Source organism: Marinirhabdus gelatinilytica, from assembly GCF_003353425.1.
In the GTDB taxonomy this organism is placed as follows: Bacteria; Bacteroidota; Bacteroidia; order Flavobacteriales; family Flavobacteriaceae; genus Marinirhabdus; species Marinirhabdus gelatinilytica.
Genome location: NZ_QRAO01000001.1, coordinates 112,401 through 132,098, shown reverse-complemented (window position 1 = coordinate 132,098; position 19,698 = coordinate 112,401). Strand labels below are relative to the sequence as shown.

General features: G+C 42.8%; 15 protein-coding genes. 1 reads left to right on the top strand and 14 read right to left on the bottom strand.

All coding sequences use genetic code 11. The features are described from left to right. Window positions 1-33: 33 nt before the first annotated feature. From C8D94_RS00555 to C8D94_RS00530, 6 genes are all read right to left on the bottom strand, one after another. Window positions 34-1,512 (bottom strand): tail fiber domain-containing protein, encoded by a 1,479-nt coding sequence (locus C8D94_RS00555; RefSeq protein WP_115121967.1) that lies wholly within the window; start codon window positions 1,510-1,512, stop codon window positions 34-36. 231 nt (window positions 1,513-1,743) lie between these two features. After that, complete coding sequence (locus tag C8D94_RS00550) at window positions 1,744-3,639, bottom strand: OmpA family protein (protein WP_115121966.1); 1,896 nt, start codon at window positions 3,637-3,639, stop codon at window positions 1,744-1,746. Window positions 3,640-3,663: 24 nt separating this feature from the next. Next, the gene (locus tag C8D94_RS00545) at window positions 3,664-4,578 is read right to left on the bottom strand and encodes a PorP/SprF family type IX secretion system membrane protein (protein ID WP_115121965.1); all 915 of its coding nucleotides are present in this window, start codon (window positions 4,576-4,578) and stop codon (window positions 3,664-3,666) included. Between the two features lie 36 nt (window positions 4,579-4,614). Further along, window positions 4,615-7,203, bottom strand: a complete 2,589-nt coding sequence (locus C8D94_RS00540) for a choice-of-anchor L domain-containing protein (RefSeq protein ID WP_115121964.1) — start codon at window positions 7,201-7,203, stop codon at window positions 4,615-4,617. 6 nt (window positions 7,204-7,209) lie between these two features. Continuing rightward, window positions 7,210-10,374, bottom strand: coding sequence for a gliding motility-associated C-terminal domain-containing protein (locus C8D94_RS00535; RefSeq protein ID WP_115121963.1), 3,165 nt, complete (start codon window positions 10,372-10,374; stop codon window positions 7,210-7,212). A gap of 127 nt (window positions 10,375-10,501) precedes the next feature. Continuing rightward, window positions 10,502-11,455, bottom strand: coding sequence for an endonuclease/exonuclease/phosphatase family protein (locus C8D94_RS00530; RefSeq protein ID WP_115122973.1), 954 nt, complete (start codon window positions 11,453-11,455; stop codon window positions 10,502-10,504). A 276-nt stretch (window positions 11,456-11,731) separates the two neighbouring features. On the opposite strand from C8D94_RS00530, the gene hflX reads away from it, so the two are divergent. Next, a complete protein-coding gene (hflX, locus tag C8D94_RS00525; protein ID WP_115121962.1) occupies window positions 11,732-12,940 on the top strand; it encodes a GTPase HflX in 1,209 nt (402 codons plus the stop codon). Between the two features lie 166 nt (window positions 12,941-13,106). Here hflX and C8D94_RS00520 read toward each other — a convergent pair whose 3' ends face one another. The 8 genes from C8D94_RS00520 to sufC form a co-directional block, all read right to left on the bottom strand. Beyond that, entirely contained in the window at window positions 13,107-14,045 is a 939-nt protein-coding gene (locus C8D94_RS00520) for a DUF3078 domain-containing protein (RefSeq protein WP_115121961.1), read from the bottom strand. Window positions 14,046-14,160: 115 nt separating this feature from the next. Next, window positions 14,161-14,667 carry a DUF2480 family protein gene (locus C8D94_RS00515; RefSeq protein ID WP_115121960.1) on the bottom strand — a complete coding sequence of 169 codons (507 nt, stop codon included), beginning with the start codon at window positions 14,665-14,667 and terminating at the stop codon, window positions 14,161-14,163. Between the two features lie 314 nt (window positions 14,668-14,981). Next, entirely contained in the window at window positions 14,982-15,308 is a 327-nt protein-coding gene (locus C8D94_RS00510; protein ID WP_115121959.1) for an SUF system Fe-S cluster assembly protein, read from the bottom strand. A 32-nt stretch (window positions 15,309-15,340) separates the two neighbouring features. Beyond that, window positions 15,341-15,769 carry a SufE family protein gene (locus tag C8D94_RS00505; RefSeq protein WP_115121958.1) on the bottom strand — a complete coding sequence of 143 codons (429 nt, stop codon included), beginning with the start codon at window positions 15,767-15,769 and terminating at the stop codon, window positions 15,341-15,343. 1 nt (window position 15,770) lies between these two features. Beyond that, window positions 15,771-16,205, bottom strand: coding sequence for an META domain-containing protein (locus tag C8D94_RS00500; protein ID WP_115121957.1), 435 nt, complete (start codon window positions 16,203-16,205; stop codon window positions 15,771-15,773). A gap of 66 nt (window positions 16,206-16,271) precedes the next feature. Then, a complete protein-coding gene (locus C8D94_RS00495) occupies window positions 16,272-17,489 on the bottom strand; it encodes an aminotransferase class V-fold PLP-dependent enzyme (protein WP_115121956.1) in 1,218 nt (405 codons plus the stop codon). 13 nt (window positions 17,490-17,502) lie between these two features. Continuing rightward, window positions 17,503-18,816, bottom strand: a complete 1,314-nt coding sequence (gene sufD / locus C8D94_RS00490) for a Fe-S cluster assembly protein SufD (protein ID WP_115121955.1) — start codon at window positions 18,814-18,816, stop codon at window positions 17,503-17,505. Window positions 18,817-18,916: 100 nt separating this feature from the next. Continuing rightward, complete coding sequence (sufC, locus tag C8D94_RS00485) at window positions 18,917-19,666, bottom strand: Fe-S cluster assembly ATPase SufC (protein ID WP_115121954.1); 750 nt, start codon at window positions 19,664-19,666, stop codon at window positions 18,917-18,919. Window positions 19,667-19,698 lie beyond the last annotated feature (32 nt).

Sequence of the window (19,698 nt, the reverse complement as noted above, 5' to 3'; positions counted from 1 at the left end):
TAATTTGTAAGATGTGACACTCAAAACATGAATTTAGTTGTTTTCTGAAGTAAATCCTTCGGTGTTTATGACCTTGTTAGTTTCTTCTTCTAGAGCTGAAAGCCGTGCTTCCAGTAAGATATATTGCCCCAACTTTGTCTCAAGGGATTTTATCTTTTTCTCGAGCTTTTCGTTTTCTGTGTTCATTTCCTGAATAGCCTTTACAATCACTGGGACTAATTTATTGTAATCAACAGACCAGAGTGAAATGTTTTCATTCTGTGGTTTTTGCACTGCTTCAGGCAGAATATTGTATAGTTCTTGGGCAATAAACCCTATAGTATTTTCCCCCTCCGTTTTTAGAGTTAACGTGCTATCTACGAATTCTGAATTATGATGAAAGTATGATTTGGGCTCTAACATTAAAATCTCAACAAGTCCTTTTTTTAGGGCTTCTTGATTTGTTTTAACCCTTCCATCGCTATAGGTATCCCATCCAAATGCCTGTCCACTTCCCATAGAAGTACTTACGTTATTAGGAAGGTGAATTGCATAGGTTGGATTTGTAAAGTTAACCCCTACCTGCCCAGAAATATAAGTACGACCCAGAAAGTAACCTGCATATCCTGAAGCATTTTGCACATCGCTATACACCCCATAATGTGTTCCCCCTGCGGTACTTGGGATGCTGTTGTAGGTGCCATATTTCTCGCCACTACCACTTCCAGAGATAGAATTGTACGCCCCATACCTGTCCCCATTACCTTGAGATTGGAAAAGATTGTATGTGCCGTATAGATTTCCTGAAATAGTATAGGCGGGAGCAGATTTGTTTGCCAACCCATAATTTGTTGATGCTGTACCACCGGTCCAACTATTTTCTATACCGGCTCGATATGAAGGTGTGCCAGTACTTCCGAAGAAATTGTACATTCCGTAACGAGATCCTGTTCCTGTGGTCAAAAATTCGTTTCGGACTCCAGTTATCCTTGTGATATCAGAGCCTTCAAAACGGTTCATAAGTCCTCGTGCTTGTACTACGCTGGAGACTAATAACCTGTTGTAAAACCCATACATAGATCCAGTGTTTGCTCCAGTACCTGTTGAGGTAAGATAAACAGTAGAACTACTATTGGAATAGTCGTTGGTAATACCCAGTTTACCATTGGATACTGTTGTTTGCCCAATTCCTACATTTCCTTGGGTATACAAATTATCGTTAATGTTGTCTGGTGGTGTAGTGCCCCCTACCTCAAACCAATCTGCATCTGTGGTCTCACTTACATTACCCCACGTACTCCCATTGTAATAATAGAACCCTGGTGAGTTGTTGGTTTGAAAGATCATGAGACCAGTTGCTGGGGTAGTAATGGCGTCGCGTTGCGCTTGGGTCATTCTTGGGATTAACAGACCGCTACTGGTGCTCTCTATATCCAAGGCACTACTTGGGTTGGGTGTTGTAGTGTTTATACCTACTTGTGAGAATGTGGCATAGCCAATTAATAATGCAGTTAATGTAAGTATTCTTTTCAAGTCTTTACGATTTATGCGTTGAGTTGTCCAACTTTTAAAACCAAAGCATGAAGTAGGCAAGAGGTGTAGATTTTTTTGGGATTATAAAACTACACAGGAAATAAAACGTTTTCCTCTATGAAATCATAGAGTTTTAAAATTATGGGAATTCTGGTGGGGGTTGTTCGTATAAAAAAACCCATTGCAAAATTTGCAATGGGTTTGTAGAGGGTTATTGGTTAATTAGGGTTATTATCTTTCAACGATAATAAACTCTGACCTTCTGTTTTGTTGGTGCTGTTCTTCGGTACAATTAGCTCCGCAAGCAATTTTGGGTCTGGTTTCTCCAAATCCTTCGCCACTTATTCTAGATTTGTCTATTCCTTTAGAAATTACATACTGTACAGTGCTCTGAGCCCTTCTTTCTGAAAGATCCATATTATAGGCATCGCTAGCACGGTTGTCTGTATGGCTTTCGGCTTTGATTACCATGTCTGGATATTTTTTCATGATAGCCACCAATTTGTCTAGCTCGAAAGCGGCTTTAGGAGTAATATTGCTCTTGTCCAGCGGGAAATAGATAGGGTTCAATACTACCTTATCGTCAACGATTAGTTCCTCTATAGGTCTAAGGGCAATGGTCTTGTTTAATGTTACGTCACTTGCCATCTCTACATCTATGGCGTTGCTTTCATAATCTGCCATTACTGCTTGTACTTCGTGCTCTTTTTCACATTCAGCGATAAAAGTAACTTTGCCGTCCGGTCCTGCAGTTTTGGTGCTTAGCTTATTGCCCATTGTATCATACATATCTACTCTTGCACCAGCAATTGGGGCATTGTTGGACTCGTCTACAACCTGAACGATCATTTCTACTTCGCACAATGGCTCCAGTTGCTTTATTTGGTATATATCGTCACTTCCTTTACCACCGCTTCGGTTTGATGAGATGAAACCTTCTTCGGTTGCCGGGTTATATCTGAAAGCAAAATCATCATCCGAACTGTTTACGCCCAATCCCATATTTTTGGCTTCGCCAAAGCCACTTCCTTGCGCAGGGGCATAAAATACGTCCAGCCCACCAAGACCCATATGGCCGTTACTGGCAAAATAAAGATCGCCATTGGCATCGATGAATGGGAATACTTCTTTTCCTTCGGTGTTAATGTTGTCTCCTAAGCGTTCAGGTGTTCCTAGGGAGCCATCCTTGCTTACTGAAACTTTATAAATATCACTCATCCCTTTTCCACCGGGCATATCGCTTACAAAGTACAATGTGTTTCCATCTGGGCTAAGGGCAGGGTGACCTGTTGAGTACTCATCGCTATTAAAAGCAACAGATTGCACATCTTTCCACTCACCAGCAACCCACTCTGCATAGTACAGGTTTATTTGGTTAACGCCTTCCTCACTTTTATCGTACTTGCCTTTGTAGTAATCGTTACGGTCAAAATACATACGCTTACCATCTGCGGTGATGGCAATGTTGCCCTCATGGTATTTTGTGTTTATTTGCTTGTTGTCCAGCAAATCGGCATTTTTAATGGTACCTCCAACATCTTCAGCTTTATAGATGTCTAGGTAAGGTTGCTCGTTCCAACCGTATTTTCTTCTTGAGGTGTTTCTGGCTGAAGAGAAATAAAAGTCCTTACCAACCATAGTACCTCCAAATTCTGAATACTCAGTATTGATATCCTTCATATTAGTGGCAGAAAACTTAGCGTTTTTCTCCATTAACTTTGGGACATAGTTGGGGTTTTTCATAAACTCAACGGCACGAGAATCGTTTGGAGCCAGTTCTGCAAACTGTTTCATAGCGTCGTTATAGTCGCTAAATTTTCCATTGGACTTAAGGGATTGGGCATAGTTGTAAACGGTTTCAGCATTTACTTTTCTGCCTTTTACTACACGTTTGTAGTATGTTTCGGCTTTCTTGGTATCGTTGATATAATAGTAACTGTTACCCAATTGTTCAAATACATAGCGACTGCCTTTTCCTTTTTTGAGGAGTTTTTGATAGGCTTCTGCAGCATCTGTATACTGAAGGCGCTTGTATAGTTCGTCTGCTTTTTTGGTGTCTTTGTTCTGCGCAGTACTAATTGTTGTACTTATTGCTAAAAGAAATAGTATGGTATATATTTTTTTCATTTTGAATGAAATTATTTTTGGTTATTAGAAGTATCTAGGTGAGCGTAGGGTTCTTTTCTTGAACATAAGGTCGAAGGTCAAGATAATTTCGTGAGAGGAGCTTGCTACGGCTTCAATGTCTGAAATTACTCTATCGTAAGCATATCCTATGCGAATAAAATCTGTTGCCTGGAAACCTACCAAGCCACTAAAGGAATCGTCCAGCCTGTAACTGGCACCTATTTCGAACATATCGTAAAAGAGTGCGTTCAGGTTTCCATCGAAAGACAAAGGAGCGTCGAAAGCAGATTTTACCAATACTGAAGGTTTCAGCTTGAAATTGTCAGATACTTGAAACACATATCCCGCAGTTGCAAAGTAGTGGTTTGTCTCATTACCATATTTTAACCCGTTTTCATCTAAGTGTACAGAGTTTAGCATATTGGGTACGGAGAGGCCTATGTAGTAGTTGTCTCCATAAAGAAATGCACCTGCACCTATATTGGGGTAGGTGTTGTTTATATCCTGGGAGAAGAAAGGGTCTCCAGGATCCTGCAACTCTAAACTTGTTAGCCCTACATCGTGGAATGTTACCCCGGCTTTTAGACCAAAGGCAAGCTTAGTGGTTGCTCCAAGATCTAGCGTATAAGAGAAATCTGCATATACATTGGTTTCACTAATGGGACCAAGCTCATCTTTAATGGCAGAGAGTCCCAAGCCTATTTTGTCGCTTATAGGGGAGTGACCGGAAACCGTGAATGTTTCTGGAGCACCGTCCAGACCAGACCATTGTTTACGGTACAAGGCTGTTATAGAAAGGCTTTCCTTGCTACCGGCATAGGCAGGGTTTACCACATTCATATTGTACATATACTGTGTGTACTGTGGGTCCTGTTGTGCTTGCGAGTCCTGTGACCAAAAGAAAGCTGCAATAAGGGTGAGTATGAGTATTTTCTTCATTGTGTTTGTGTTTATTTTTTGTGTGGTTGAGTAATTTTAGTTAGCGTCGCGGTTTAGATATATCCAAGCAGCGTATTGGTTCCCGTACACGGGGTCTTCTTGGTTGAATGTCATGATTACATAATAGGTCCCCGTTGGGAGTTCGTCACCTTCATCTGTTTGTCCAAACCACTCGTTTATATAGTTGGTTTGTTCAAAGACCAATAGGCCGTGCCTGTTATAAATTTTGAAATCTGCAATTCCTTCGGTTCTATCTGAAAGGAACTCAAGATCAAGGATATCGTTAAAACCATCTCCGTTTGGCGATATCCCTTGTGAGATCGCGCAGTTGCCAATATCGTATAGTTGTATTGAAATATCATCCTCAGCAGTACAATCACCTAGAGTAATCACCACGCTGAATGTTTGGATCCCAGACTCTCCGTCTTCCAACGAGAATTCTAGCGTGCTATTGGTCTCATTAGGGATTGGATTACCGTTCTTGAACCATTGGAACGTTGCATTTTCCTCGTCTGTTACTGCGGTAAGAATGTTTAATTCCTCTGGGCAGGTTTTAAAGTCGGATTCTACAATACTTACAGAAACATCACTTCGTAGGCCAATGAATACTTCATCAGTTTCTACGCAGCTTCCTATGGTTACCACTACCGAATGATCCCCGGGTTCAAGGATAGGGATGCTGCTGCTGGTTTCGCCAACGAGCTCTACGCCATTCACAAACCATTGGTAGGTAGCGTTTGCTGGGTCTTCACCAGAGATTTCGGCTGTGAGTGTTGCACTGTTCTCAAAGCACGTTTCAAAATCTTCACCTAAATCTACGGTGAAAGAACCTTGGGATAGTGTAACACTATCTGTTGCTTCACAGGTCCCCACTGTTACCAAGACACTGTAAGTGCCCGCTTCAGTGGCATTCAATGTAGCGTTTGTTTCTCCCGGAATAACCGTTCCGTCAAGGCTCCACTCAAATGTAGCATCTGCAACATTATAGTTTGACGGGGTAGCGTCAAGCAATACGGGGTCTACGAAACAGGAAGTTACATCGTCTCCCAATTCAATATCAATGTCATCAGAGTTTGAAAGGGTAACACTATCGGTATTTTCACAAGTACCTACCGAGACAACGGCCTCGTAAGTTCCGGGACCATTAGTGGCAAGTGTAGGTCCCGTTTCACCTGGAATAAGGTTTCCGTCCAAGAACCATTGGAAAGAGGCATCTGCCAAAGCATAATTTGTTGGAGTTGCATCTAGAAGGACAGGGGTTACAAAACAATCGTCTGAGTCTGGCCCTAGTTCGAAATCTATATCGTTGAGGTTTTCAAAATTCACACCTTCAGTTTGTATACAGCTTTGTATGGAAACTTCGGCTTCGTAAAAACCGGGTGTTGTTACATCGTATGTCGGGTTGGTTTCTCCGGGGATTGCTACACCGTCCATAAACCATTGAAAGTTTACATCTGCTACAGCATAATTTATAGGAGTGGCATCTAAAGTCACTGGCTCTAGAAAGCAACTTTGCTGATCTGCTCCTAAATCGAAAGCTGGGGGTGCGAAAAACTCAACCAAGATTTCGTCGGTAGCAACACAATTGCTCCCTTGGGTGTAGGTTACTTCAACGGCATAGAGCGCCGTAATGGATACATCCAGTGTAGGTCCTGTTTCACCAATGATTTCAGTTCCATCTGCAAACCACTTGAATGTAGCATCGGCAGGATCTATCATTGAATCTAAAGTTAAAATATCTCCTTCGCATTGTGCTTCAGGATCTCCAAGTGTAATGTCGTCCCCAAGGTTCACGTTACCAAGGTCAAAACTACCGGCTTCGAGATATACTGAGATATCGTAAGCGGTATCTGTCTCATCTGCTACGACCAGTTTTATAGTGTAATCATTTCCTGGCGTAACGGTTCCCACTGCCGTAAGAGAAACAGTCTGGCCATTGAAATCTATGGGGGAATCTGCTGCTGGAATAGAAGGTGCTAAAGGATTTGCAATAGGTTGGAAATTGTATTGCCCAAAAAACTGCTCGTTTATTGCGGGACATTGCCCACTAACCTCGTACCGAATATTGGTTACTTCAATGGGTGTGGTAGTGCCTGGTAATACGGCCAAGTTTTGTACTGTTCCGGTTGTTTGGTCAGTAAGGATAAATGCGAATGCATCTGAAAAGGAACATTCAAAATTTTGGTTGTATTCTTCAGAAGCCATAATGAAGTTAAAGCTGATTTCTTCCAAAAAGGGTACAAAATCGAACTGGATCCAAGAGGCATTGTTGGTACTGGTTGCAGTTGTGTTTGCTTCTAGGTCTGCATCGCCAGGCCACGTAAATGTTCCATCACTGTGTAGTGAGTTGTTAGGTCCTGGGGCATTACTTATAAACCCAGAACTCAATATAACCCCTTCATTAAAAGGGAAAGTAGATCCATTGGCGTTAAAAGCGCCAATTCCGTTGCCCTGTCCAAAATCTGTTCCGGTGCTCTGTGAAAAGTTTGATACTTCTGCACATGGGCTGTTAATTAAAATATCTTCAACCAATTGTTGTGTTGTAAGGGTTTCATCTACCGTTATCTGGGCAAACGAAACCGTTACAGCAATTATTGAGAAAAAGAGGAGTACGTTTTTTTTCATAATTGTTTAGTTTGCTTCTCTATTTAAATATATCCAACCAGATGCTTGGGTGCCATACACTGAGTCATCGCCCGCAAGATCCAAAACATAAAAATATGTTCCGGTTGGTAGTTCTTCGTTATCGGTTGTTTGGCCTTGCCATTCGTTTATGTAATTTGTTTTTTCATAAACAAGGGTTCCTAGCCTGTTAAAAATCTGGAGGTTTGTTATGCCTGTCCTGTCATTGAGGAACGTAAGGTCCAGGATGTCGTTAAAGCCATCGTTATTGGGAGAGATTCCTTGCGAAATGGTGCAGTTGCCCACATCGTAAAGGGTTACGCCTATCTCTGCTTCTCCAGTACATTCACCTTCTGTTACCACTACACTATAAATTTGTGTGCCCATAGTTTCGGCTGGCAACTCAATTTCTAGAGTAGCGTTGGTTTCTCCCGTTAGGATATCACCATTTAAGAACCATTGGAAGGTGGGGTCTTGCGCCGAAGTAGTAACTGTTAATACTTGTATTTCTTCTGGACAGGTTTCAAAATCTTCACCAATGGATGCTTCAATAGGGTCTGAGATGAACACATCCACCGAGTCACTTACGGTACAATTACCCACAGTAATGGTCAATTCATAAGTTCCTGTAGCATCTGCAATAATGGTTGGAGTGGTTTCCCCTGTGCTCCAATCATATGTAATGCCAGTGGTGTTTCCTGTAATCATAGGAACAATCTCGTATGCGCCGCCATCGCAAAGTACTTGGTCTGCTCCTAAATCCAGCGTTGGTTTTTCGGTTATATCGACTACCACCGTAAACGTGTTTTCACTACAAGGAGGGAGTGTAACCACTACCGTATACGTGCCGCTTGTAGCAGGTGTGAATATTGGATTTGTAGAAACAACCACGCCATCTTCATCAGTCCATTCATACATAACTTGAGTGAGATCTATACCTTGATTGGTGGGGGAAGCGTCCAAGGCTGGGATCACTTCATCATCACAAAGGTTCACTTCTGTAGGGAGATCGGTTGTAAGATCTATGATGGCATTTAAAATTAAGTCGAATGCTACTGTGCTAAAACATGTTTCCTGTTCTACACGCTCCACTCTTACATAAATAGTTTCTGGATTTACAGTATTGCTGTACGCTGTTGGATCGTCGATTGCAAGTTGTCCTGCTTCAGCATCCAATAATGTATTGTGGAAGGTAATGTTGAAATCTGCCGGATCCTGACCATCTAAAATTGTTGGAATTTGAACGGTAAGATCAAACACTTCAACACCATCGTTGTTTTCGTCGCACACGCTCAAATCGTCCGGTGTAACAATAACAGGTATGTCAGTAGCGAGTTCTAGCGTTATATCATCCAATGCAAGATCGTTTCCACAACCCCCAATGGAATTGTTTATGAGCACCAATTGAATATCGGTATTGTTTCCTGTGTTAAAGTTGATGAAGAACTGCTGCCAATTGGGCTCGGGACCGTTTGGTATATCACCCGTGTTGGTTTCAGCAATCATTGTTCCTGTAGGATCTTCAATCCTAAAAATCACGTTTGAGGGGATGCTGTTCCCACCGCAAATAGTAGTGTCGGTATCGTACATAGTGGTAATCCACGCGCCAAAGCTGTAGTTTGTGTCGGCGTCCAGGGTGATGGTTCTTCTATAAAATTCACCTACGGTAAAGTCTGCATTTACAAAAAATGCACGTCCGTCAACATCTCCAGGGGTGTGGTCTTCCATTCCCGTGTGCCAGCCAGTGTTCAATCCATCAGAAATATTGGTCAATACATATTCGCCATCTTCAATCTGCCCCCCTAGGTTACATGTATATGTTGTAGTAGCTACGGCGGGGTCTATACATTCCCTTCCTGTACCAGTTCCAAAATCTTCACTAAAGTCTGTCATGCCACAAAGTGGTTCAATGTCACAGGGAGCTGTTAAGAATGTTATATCAACTTCGTCCGAAACGGAACAACCATCCTTGGTTACTGTTACTCCGTAGGTGTCGGTTGTGCTTACGGTAATAGTAGGTGTGGTCTCGCCATTGGGTGTCCATAAATAAGTTGCTCCTGTAGGATCTCCCGTGATTTCTGGAACAATTTCATAGCTTGGTGTATCACAAAATGTTAGGTCCTCGCCTAGATCAACTTCTAAATCGGTAGTGCCATCTAGGGTAACTTCCACATCGTCGGTCACGGTCACGGTGTCTCCATTACAGTTGGTATATATTACCTGTGCTGTATAGGTGGTTACTGGGTCTGTAGGACATACATTCAAGGTTGGGGTGGTTCCTATTGTGTTTCCGTCGGCATCCAACCAGGAAAATTCTATCACACTGTCTCCAGCAGGAGTAAAACGCCAAGCTTCATTTGTGGCGGTCCAGGGAGAGTCGCTGGTGTTTCGGCCGGGTGGTACAAATGCCAAGTCTCCATCGTTGTTTTGTATACCCAAGGCTGCGTTCCCGCTATTCCAAGAAGGACAAGAGGGTTTATCCTGTATATATATGTCTATTACATTTGTAGTTTCGTAGAAAACTACCATTTGTGTAGCCAGCAAGGAGTTACAAGATCCAGAGAACATAGGCACTTCAAAATACGCTACTACCAACACTCTGTTTGGTGCAGTCCCAATTACTTCGTATCCTATTTCTTCGGTTGAAGAAACGGAAGGGTCTATATCATGTCCCGGGGTAAATACATTTGCTTCAGCGAGTGTTGCATTTGTATTGTTGGGTAGGTCTTCAGAAAAAGACCACCCGTTCGAAATATCTCCTGGATCAACCTCAAAGCGTACTACCCCGTTGGAACCAACTTGGAACTGTGTTTCGGTATTCGTGAAATAACACAAATCGAAAGGTAAATCCTCTACGATAGACCATCTATCATCGAAATCTGGGTTCAGCGAGTTTGCCAATCCATCAAAAGCGAAAGGTGGGTTGTAGGGTATAGAACTTACGTTATAGGTGTCTGTCTCACCAATATCCAAAAATGTTGCGGTAATATCGGTACAGCCGCCAGAGGCACAATCTATAGTTTGGTCTGGTCCTGCGTCCACAAAAGGATTTCCGGGGCCTTGTGCGCTAACAACACCTGTTAACAAAAGTGATGCTATTGCCACGAACAGGCATGTTTTTTTTGGAAGTATATGGTATGTTGGGAATGTAACTGAGGGTAATTTTATATCCATATTTTAGGTTGTGATAGTGTTATTTTAAAGTACTAAAATAAATAAATTTTAGTCTTAAAAAGAGGTCTTTTTCTTTATTAGATGAACCGTAGGAAATTACCGATAAAAGACTTGTTAAAGAATATTTCTAACCGTTCATCGAAAACCTTACAAATATAGGAAAATGGTCGCTAAATCCTCCAGCATACCGCCTCCCCAAAAATGTACGGAAAGGATTGCCTTTTCGTCTGCCTTCATATTCGGTTAAATGTCTCTTGTTGAATATACTAGCCTCTTCAAAAGCAAAAGGATTTTTGTAGGGTTTCATAAAATTATGGGAAACCAATAGCTGGTCGAACAAATTCCAAGCTCCTTTATGTGATAGGCTCCCGCTCTCGTGGGTAAGTAATAATTCCATAGGGTTGTAAAAGCCATTGGCTACCAAATGTTGTACGCTTTCACTCTCCGGGTCGTCGTTGAAATCGCCCATGAGCACAATTCTTGCATCAGGGTTCTCAGCAGTAATATTTTTAACGATCGCTATATTTTTTTTGGCTACTACCATTCGCTTTGGCGCGGTTTCCTTCACACCTGCTCTTCTGGAGGGCCAATGGTTCACCAATACGTAAAATGGATGTCCTTCCAGCTCTAGCTTCGCACACAGGATGTCCCGTGTATAATCACGTTCGCCCGTTTCGGTTTCAAGATATACGGGATGTGCTTTGGCGTTCAGAACGGTGCAATATTTTTTTCGGTAGAGCAGGGCTGTGTCTATCCCGCGTTCGTCAGGGGACTCAAAATGAACGATGCCGTACTCTTTCTGTTTAAGGAACTTGGAGTGTACCAATTGCTCCAATACATAGTTGTTCTCTACTTCGGCAACACCAACCAGCACTGGGGGGAAGCCAATCTCCTCGTACCCGATTTGCTGTATGACACTTCCCAACTTCTTTATCTTTTTTCTGAAACGTTTCTCATTCCATTTTCTATCTGAAGTTTCCGTAAAATCATCGTCCAGGGTATGTGGATCATCTACCGTATCAAACAGATTTTCAAGGTTGTAAAAAGCGAAGGTGTAGTGCCGTTCAGTAGAAGTATCCATAAAAACAGGTGTTAAAGCCTTGTAAATTACAAAATAATCCAGCAAAAGCTTTTGTACCTTTGGCTTTGGTACCATCCTGTGAATTTAATCCACGAGTGGGAGCCTAGCTGCAGGCAGGTTAGAAGGGTGTTAGAAATTATTGCAGTATAGCATCGCAAAAATACCCCTAAAACTATGTTTCTCTCAATGGTAAATCTTTCGTTGGAAGCAAAACAAAGTGGGATGCCAGTGTTTTAATAATGAACACATTATAGGGGGTGCCTTTAAAATTAAAGTATGTTAGAAAAAAATACTATCGAATACGAAAAGGCCGTTCTCATTGGTCTCATTACACAACAACAGGATGAAGATAAGTCACAGGAATATCTGGACGAATTGGAATTTTTAGCGTACACCGCAGGTGGAGAGGTGCTAAAGCGGTTTGTGCAAAAAATGGAAAAGCCCGATTCCAAGACATTTATAGGTTCGGGAAAAATGGAAGAGGTTCGTGAGTTTGTGGAGGCCAACGATGTGGGTACCGCTATCTTTGATGATGAACTCTCGCCCGCACAACAAAAGAACATTGAGCGCATCCTGAAATGTAAGGTGGTGGACCGTACCTATCTCATCCTCGATATTTTTGCGCAGCGTGCCCAGACCAGCTACGCCCGTACACAAGTGGAACTGGCACAATACGAATACCTGTTGCCGCGGTTAACAGGGCTATGGACCCACTTGGAGCGTCAACGTGGTGGTATTGGGATGCGTGGTCCCGGTGAGACCGAGATTGAAACAGACCGCCGTATCGTACGTGACCGTATCTCCTTGCTGAAAAAGAAAATTAAAAAAATAGACAAACAAATGGAGGTGCAGCGTGGTAATCGTGGTGCCTTGGTGCGTGTGGCATTGGTAGGGTACACCAATGTGGGCAAAAGTACGTTGATGAACGTGATAAGTAAAAGCGAAGTATTTGCTGAAAATAAACTGTTTGCAACCTTGGACACCACTGTGCGTAAAGTGGTGATTGGGAACCTGCCATTCTTGTTGAGCGATACCGTAGGGTTTATACGCAAGCTCCCCACGCAATTGGTTGAAAGTTTTAAAAGCACCCTGGATGAGGTGCGAGAAGCAGATTTGCTCCTGCACGTGGTAGATATAAGCCATTCCAGTTTTGAGGACCATATTGCCTCAGTGAACCAAATTCTGGATGAAATTAAGAGTGCCGATAAACCAACACTCATGGTGTTCAATAAAATAGATGCCTACGAGCCCGAAACTATAGATGAAGACGACCTCATTACCGAAAAAACCAAGGCCCACTTCACCCTAAAGGAATGGAAACAAACCTGGATGCAGCGTGAAAATGTGGACGCGATTTTTATCTCGGCCTTGAACAAGGAGAACCTGGAGGAGTTCCGCAAAACGGTCTATGATGCTGTACGGGACATACACGTAACACGCTTTCCGTATAATAACTTTTTGTATCCGGAGGAGTATGTGGAATAAGTGGTGAGCCGTGAATGGTGGAATGACCTGGCGGGTTTCTTTGGACGGTGTGGGGCAACCCGTAAGCTCTGGGTAGGCTATTTTTTTAAGTTGTAAATTATTGCTTTATACAAAAAAACCGCCCACATCGTGAACGGTTTTCCTAAAATTTTTAAAATACTATACCTTAAAAAGCATAGGTAAGACCCAATAGCCAGTAGCTCTGTACTTCGTTGTCCACATTCTCGAAGGTTGGCACAGGCTCGCCACTCTCGGGAACAAAATTGGTAGTGGCAAAGTTGAGTGCTTCCTGTTTGTTGCCACGTAGGCCAAACTCAAATCCTACCCCTAAGCTTTTCCATACTTTATAACCAAAGGAGTTTATCCACGTCCAGTTGGACAGATCTGAAGACTCATAGCTTTGGAAGGCAGACAGGTTTGACTTAAAACTAATCTTACCGATCTCTCTTGTGTAGTCCACCAAGATCTTGGCGCCTAGTGAAGATTCAAATATGGTATCGTCGTCAGCAAATACGAAGTTATAATTTAGTGGATGTACTACCACTACAAGATTTTCCAATGGTGTCCACGTGGCACCCACACCCACATCCAGATAGCCTGGATCGTTAAAGTTGTTCAATATGGTAGTGCGGTACTCGGCCAATGCAGAGGCGGCAACGTTTTTAAAGATATTTCTACCGTATAGAGATGAAATATTAAAAACATCGGTCGCTTCTCTAAAACTATCATCATCTGTGGGATCGTCCTTATCGTCAAACTTAACCCAGCCCAGATTTACGTTGAGTGAGTTTCTCCAAAAGAACTTTTCCTGTTTAAGGTTTGCAAAACTGTTTACGGTTACGCCAATGTTCCCAGAGTTTACGTTGGGTGTTCCTTGTGCATACCAGTTATTGAAACTCGCCAAGTTTACCCCAACGGTTCCAAATGCACCAATTCTCCACCCTGGAAGGGCGTCAATTTTTGCTTGTATCGCATTTGCTTCAGCTTGTGCGGCATCTGCCTCTGCTTGTTTTTCAGCTTTTTGGGCCTTAAGTTCTTCTTTGGTCTGCGCCCAAGTTGCTATGGGTAATGCTAAGAGCGCTGTGATAAGAATTAGTTTTTTCATAGTTGTAAGGTTTATGTTACAACAAATGTACTTCAACTTTTGGGGTTTTTAAAAATGAATTCTGAAAATCTACATACTGTTTTCGATGGAAAGCTCTAAAAATAGGACAAGCGTCTTACTTTTTTTTGAAGAGCGGCACAGCCGAACACGCTTCCCCGTACATAATGCTCTTTGCAATGGGTTGCAATCTCTTGGCCAACAATACATAAGCGTTCTGTGGGATGGGTTTATGGGCGCAACCCTTTATAATGACGGGTTTTCCTTCGGCTTCTGAAAGATTAATGGTGGGTATAATTTCAGCAAATAGGATCGATTCCAAGGTGTCCAGGGTGCCCACAACCGTTTTTGAGGCATACGGCGCCAACTGAAGTGAAACGAATAAAAAGGCCCAGCCCGGAACAATAGCATCGGTACTGCAGTGCAGGGCTACATAGCAATCTTGGTATTGCGACCAGTCGTGCTCCTTCACAGCTTTCCTGAAGTCCTGCTCTTTAAGAACAATACCCTCCAGCAACCATTGCGAAATATCAAAAAGTATGCGTTTGCCCTCGGGATAGTGCTCCTCCAGGTCTATCGTGACCAACTTGCTGTTGGCAACTCTGTTTATGATTTCGTTTTGCATTGCTATTGTTATTATCTCCCCGATTTCTGTTTTGCCTCTTCGCTCATAGTTTTTGCGAGTGTCTCAAGTTTACTTTTTCCGTACAGAAAAAAGGCACGGAAAAACTAAAAGTGAGCCACCAGGAACACCCTGGACGTTGCTAGGGATTTTATTTTAGAAACTTAAAGCATTCCTAGTTCCAACTTTGCCTCTTCGCTCATAGTTTTTGCGAGTGTCTCAAGTTTACTTTTTCCGTACAGAAAAAAGGTACGGAAAAACTAAAAGTGAGCCACCAAGAACACCCTGGACGTTGCTAGGGATTTTATTTTAGAAACTTAAAGCATTCCTAGTTCCAACTTTGCCTCTTCGCTCATTAAATCTTGAGTCCAGGGGGGGTCGAAGGTTATCTCAACTTCGGCGTCCTTTACCATTTTGAGACTTTTTACCTTATCCTCCACTTCAACGGGCAATGTTTCGGCTACGGGACAATTGGGTGTGGTAAGGGTCATTAAAATCTTTACCTCACGGTCCTCGTTTACAAAAACATCATAAATAAGGCCTAGCTCGTATATGTCTACGGGTATTTCGGGGTCGTAAATGGTTTTCAGCACTTTTACGATTTTCTCTCCCAGTTCGGTGGTGTCTATTTCAGTAGTACTCATATCTATTGCCCGCGCAGGCGGGTAACTTTTAATTATTGTTTCAGTTGTGCTTGATAGGCAACGGCGTAGAGCTTCATTTGCTTTAACATGGAGACCAATCCATTGGCACGTGTGGGGGACAGGTGTTCCTTCAGCCCAATTTCATCTATAAATTTGGTGTCCGCCTCCACGATATCCTCGGGCTTTTGGTTGGAGAATACCCGAACCAAAATTGCTACGATTCCCTTGGTGATAATGGCATCGCTATCGGCCGTAAAAACTACCTTGCCGTCCTTTAGTTCACTATGCAGCCACACTTTGCTCTGGCAGCCTTTTATGAGCTTGTCATCGGTTTTTAGGGATGGGTCTATCAACGGGAGGTTCTTACCCAGCGATATCATATGTTCATAACGCTCCATCCAGTCGTCAAACAAACTGAACTCATCTATCAATTCTTCTTGTATGCTTTGTATGTCTTTCAATCTAATTGTTGGTTTTTATCTTGTTTGCGGTGAGCAACACACTTCGGTCATTTTTTGAGAGTAGTGTAAGCGTACCGCTCTCCAGTGTATAGGAACCTGTATTGTTGATCGCGTCCATAATGGCTCGTTCGACGATCATTGTTGGCTCGTCACAGTATTTTTCGGTTGCCGCAATTTCACTGAAACTTAGGGCATATAGATCCAAACTATAATTTCCGAAGAATGAGTTACAGCCCGCATTTCCTCTAACCGATTTGTCCAAGGCGGTAAATGTGATGTTTATATCCTCGTCGTTTATAGATTTACCGTCTGCTGATACAATGTTATAGTTGCCGGAGAGTTGTACACTTCCTGCGGTGTCTATCACCTTTTTGGTTTCGTCGCAGCCAGTAAAAAGAAAGGTTCCCAATAGTAAAAAGCTCATCAAAAATTTCATAGTGTTTCGTTTTAAGTGTTCCTTGCAAGATACTACAATTCTTTGCCACAGGGGTTTAAAGGAATGTTAACGCAGCATTTGTTGGGCTTTTCTCACCCCTGCTACAAGCGCGTCTACTTCTTCTTTTGTGTTGTAGAAGGCTAAGGATGCACGTACTGTGCCAGGAATGTTAAAAAAGGTCATTATAGGTTGGGCGCAGTGGTGTCCCGTGCGTACGGCAATGCCCATTTTGTCCAGGATGGTGCCCACATCGTAGGGGTGTATACCTTCCAAATTAAATGAAATAACCGATGTTTTCTCGGTCCCTGTCCCGTAGATCTTTAAGCCTTCGATCTTTAGTAATTCTTTCGTGGCGTATTCCAACAGTTCGTGCTCGTGTTTTTCAATGGCATGGAAACCTATTTGGTTAAGGTAGTCTATAGCAGTGCCAAAAGCGATACCTCCACAAATGTTGGGAGTCCCGGCTTCAAATTTGTGGGGGAGATCTGCGTAGGTAGTTTTCTCGAAACTCACTTCGGCTATCATCTCGCCACCGCCCTGATAAGGAGGTAGTTTGTTGAGCCACTCCTCTTTACCATACAATATACCAACGCCCGTGGGCCCGCACATTTTATGGGCTGAGGTTACATAAAAATCTACATTCAACGCTTGCAGGTCTGGTTTTATGTGAGAACATGCCTGCGCTCCATCTATCAATACTGCTGCGCCTACTTGATGTGCTTTAAAAATAATATCCTCTATAGGGTTTATGGTGCCCAAAGCATTGGAAATATGGTTTACAAAGACCAGTTTTGTATTTCCTGAAAGTAATGCCGAATAGGCCGCCATGTCCAGCGTTCCCTCTTGCGTCATTGGGATCACCTTTAACTCGGCGCCTGTTTTTTCGCAGAGCATTTGCCACGGTACAATATTGCTGTGGTGCTCCAATGCTGAAACAATTACCTCGTCTCCTTGTCCTAAGATTGTTGCAAATCCATTGGCCACCAAGTTGATGCCATGTGTGGTACCCGACGTAAAAATTACCTCGTGTGCTTTTGCGATATTGAAATGCTGCCGAATTTTTTGTCGTGCCTCTTCGTATCTATCGGTTGCTTCTTGTGAGAGCGAATGTACCCCACGGTGTATGTTCGCATTGTAGTTTGAATAGTAATCTACGATAGCATCTATCACCAGCTGCGGTTTTTGCGAGGTGGCCGCATTGTCCAGGTATACCAAGGGCTTGCCATTTACTTGCCGCTGCAGTATGGGGAAATCTGCTCTAATACTTTCTATGTTGAAAGCCATGTTTTCTGAAATTTTACAACGCAAACCCCAAACTAACCCCAATCTTATTGGCAATCAATTTGTTGATACGGGCTTTAAGCTCTGGAATCTTTACACCTTCCAACACGTTGTTGGCAAAAGCATACATCAACAGTGCTCGGGCTTCTTTTTTACCAATCCCACGAGATTGCAGGTAGAACATTGCGTCCTCGTCCAATTGCCCAATGGTACAACCGTGGGAACAACGCACATCGTCTGCAAAGATCTCCAGTTGAGGTTTGGAGTTGATACTGGCTTTATCGCTAACCAAGATATTATTGTTCTGTTGGAAAGCGTCCAGTTTTTGGGCATCTTTTTCTACGTACACTTTTCCGTTGAATACGCCTGTTGCATTCTCATCAAAAATACCTTTGTAGTCTTGGTGGCTCTCACAGTTGGGAGCAATGTGATGTACAAGGGTATTGTGGTCTACGTGTTGCTTACCTTCAATAATTGTAATTCCGTTCAGGGTGCTATCACAACGTTCGCCTTTTTGATAAAAGTTAAGGTTGTTCCTCGTGAGTTTCCCGCCAAAGGAAAAGGTATGCACCCGGCAATGGCTCTCCTGTTCCTGTGAAACGTAGGTGCTGTCTATCAATGAAGCCGTATGGGCATCGTTCTGTATTTTATAGAAATCTACATACGCTCTCTTTTCGGCAAAAATCTCAGTAACGCTGTTGGTCAACACTTGGTTCCCGTTTAAACTCTGGTGGCGCTCAATGATCTGTACGTGTGCATTTTCGCCAACTACGACCAAGTTACGGGGTTGGAGCAGGACGGCTGCTTCACTACCCGTTGAAAAATTTATGATCTCAATGGGTTTTTCAACTTCCTTGTTTTTAGGAATGTGTATGTAGGCCCCTTCCTTGGCAAAAGCCGTGTTTAAAGAAGTAAGGCTTTCCTTAACGGCGGTTTTGTTGAAATAAGCGTCTATAACCGCTTTGTACTTGGTTTTGTTCAATGCTGAAGAAAGCAAGCAAACATCCAAGGAATCATGGGTGGTTTCCGAAAGGAACGAATTGTATACACCGTCTACAAAAACCAATTTGTAGGTGTCTATCTCGTGCAGGAAATACTTCCTTACGTCCTTGAGTTCCAAAGAACTCTTGTTGCTGGGGAAGACACTGTAATCGTTTTTTAGCAGTGCATTCAACGAAGTGTATTTCCAGGCTTCTTCTTTTTTTGATGGAAATCCTTTTTCTTCAAACACCTTTATGGCATCGTTGCGAAGGTCGTGGATAGGAGAGTCGTCCTCCAAGTGATCCTCGAAAGCGATGTATGATGATACTAATTTATCTTTTAAACTCATGTTTTTTCAAATTCAAAAAAATTCAAATCCCAAATCTCAAAGAAAACCTAGGATATAGGTAGCTGGGTGGTCCCGATAGTATATCAGGAATGTACCGAAGCTATACCAATTCTTCTTTAATCCAGTCGTACCCTTTTGCTTCCAGCTCTTTGGCCAACTCTTTGTTGCCGGATTTCACGATTTTACCGCCCATAAGTACATGTACATAATCGGGTACGATATAATCCAGTAAACGCTGGTAGTGGGTAATTACAATTACGGCGTTGTCCTTGCTCTTCAGTTTGTTCACACCGTTGGCGACCACTTTAAGGGCGTCAATGTCCAGTCCGGAGTCGGTTTCATCTAGAATTGCCAATTTGGGCTCCAGCATAGCGAGCTGAAAAATCTCGTTGCGTTTCTTTTCTCCTCCCGAGAATCCTTCGTTAAGGGAGCGGGAAAGAAACTTCCGATCTATTTCAAGAAGGTCTGCTTTTTCCTTTATTTTTTTGAGCATCTCGCCAGCGGGCATATCTTTCTGGCCTTTTGCCTTTCGGGTTTCGTTGATGGCCGTCTTTACAAAATTGGTCACCGAAACCCCTGGGATTTCCACAGGATATTGAAACGATAGGAACAACCCTTTGTGGGCGCGTTCTTCTGGATCCAGTTCTGAAATATCTTCTCCTTCAAACTCTAGATCTCCCTTGATAATCTCAAACTCCTCTTTTCCGGCAATGACCGAAGCCAAAGTACTTTTTCCTGAACCGTTCGGTCCCATGATCGCGTGTACTTCGCCGGGTTTTACGTCCAGGTCAATTCCCTTTAGGATTTCTTTTTCTTCAACTCCTGCGTGCAGGTCTTTTATATGTAGCATAATTTAATTTCTGGGTGATTGCTGAAAACCAC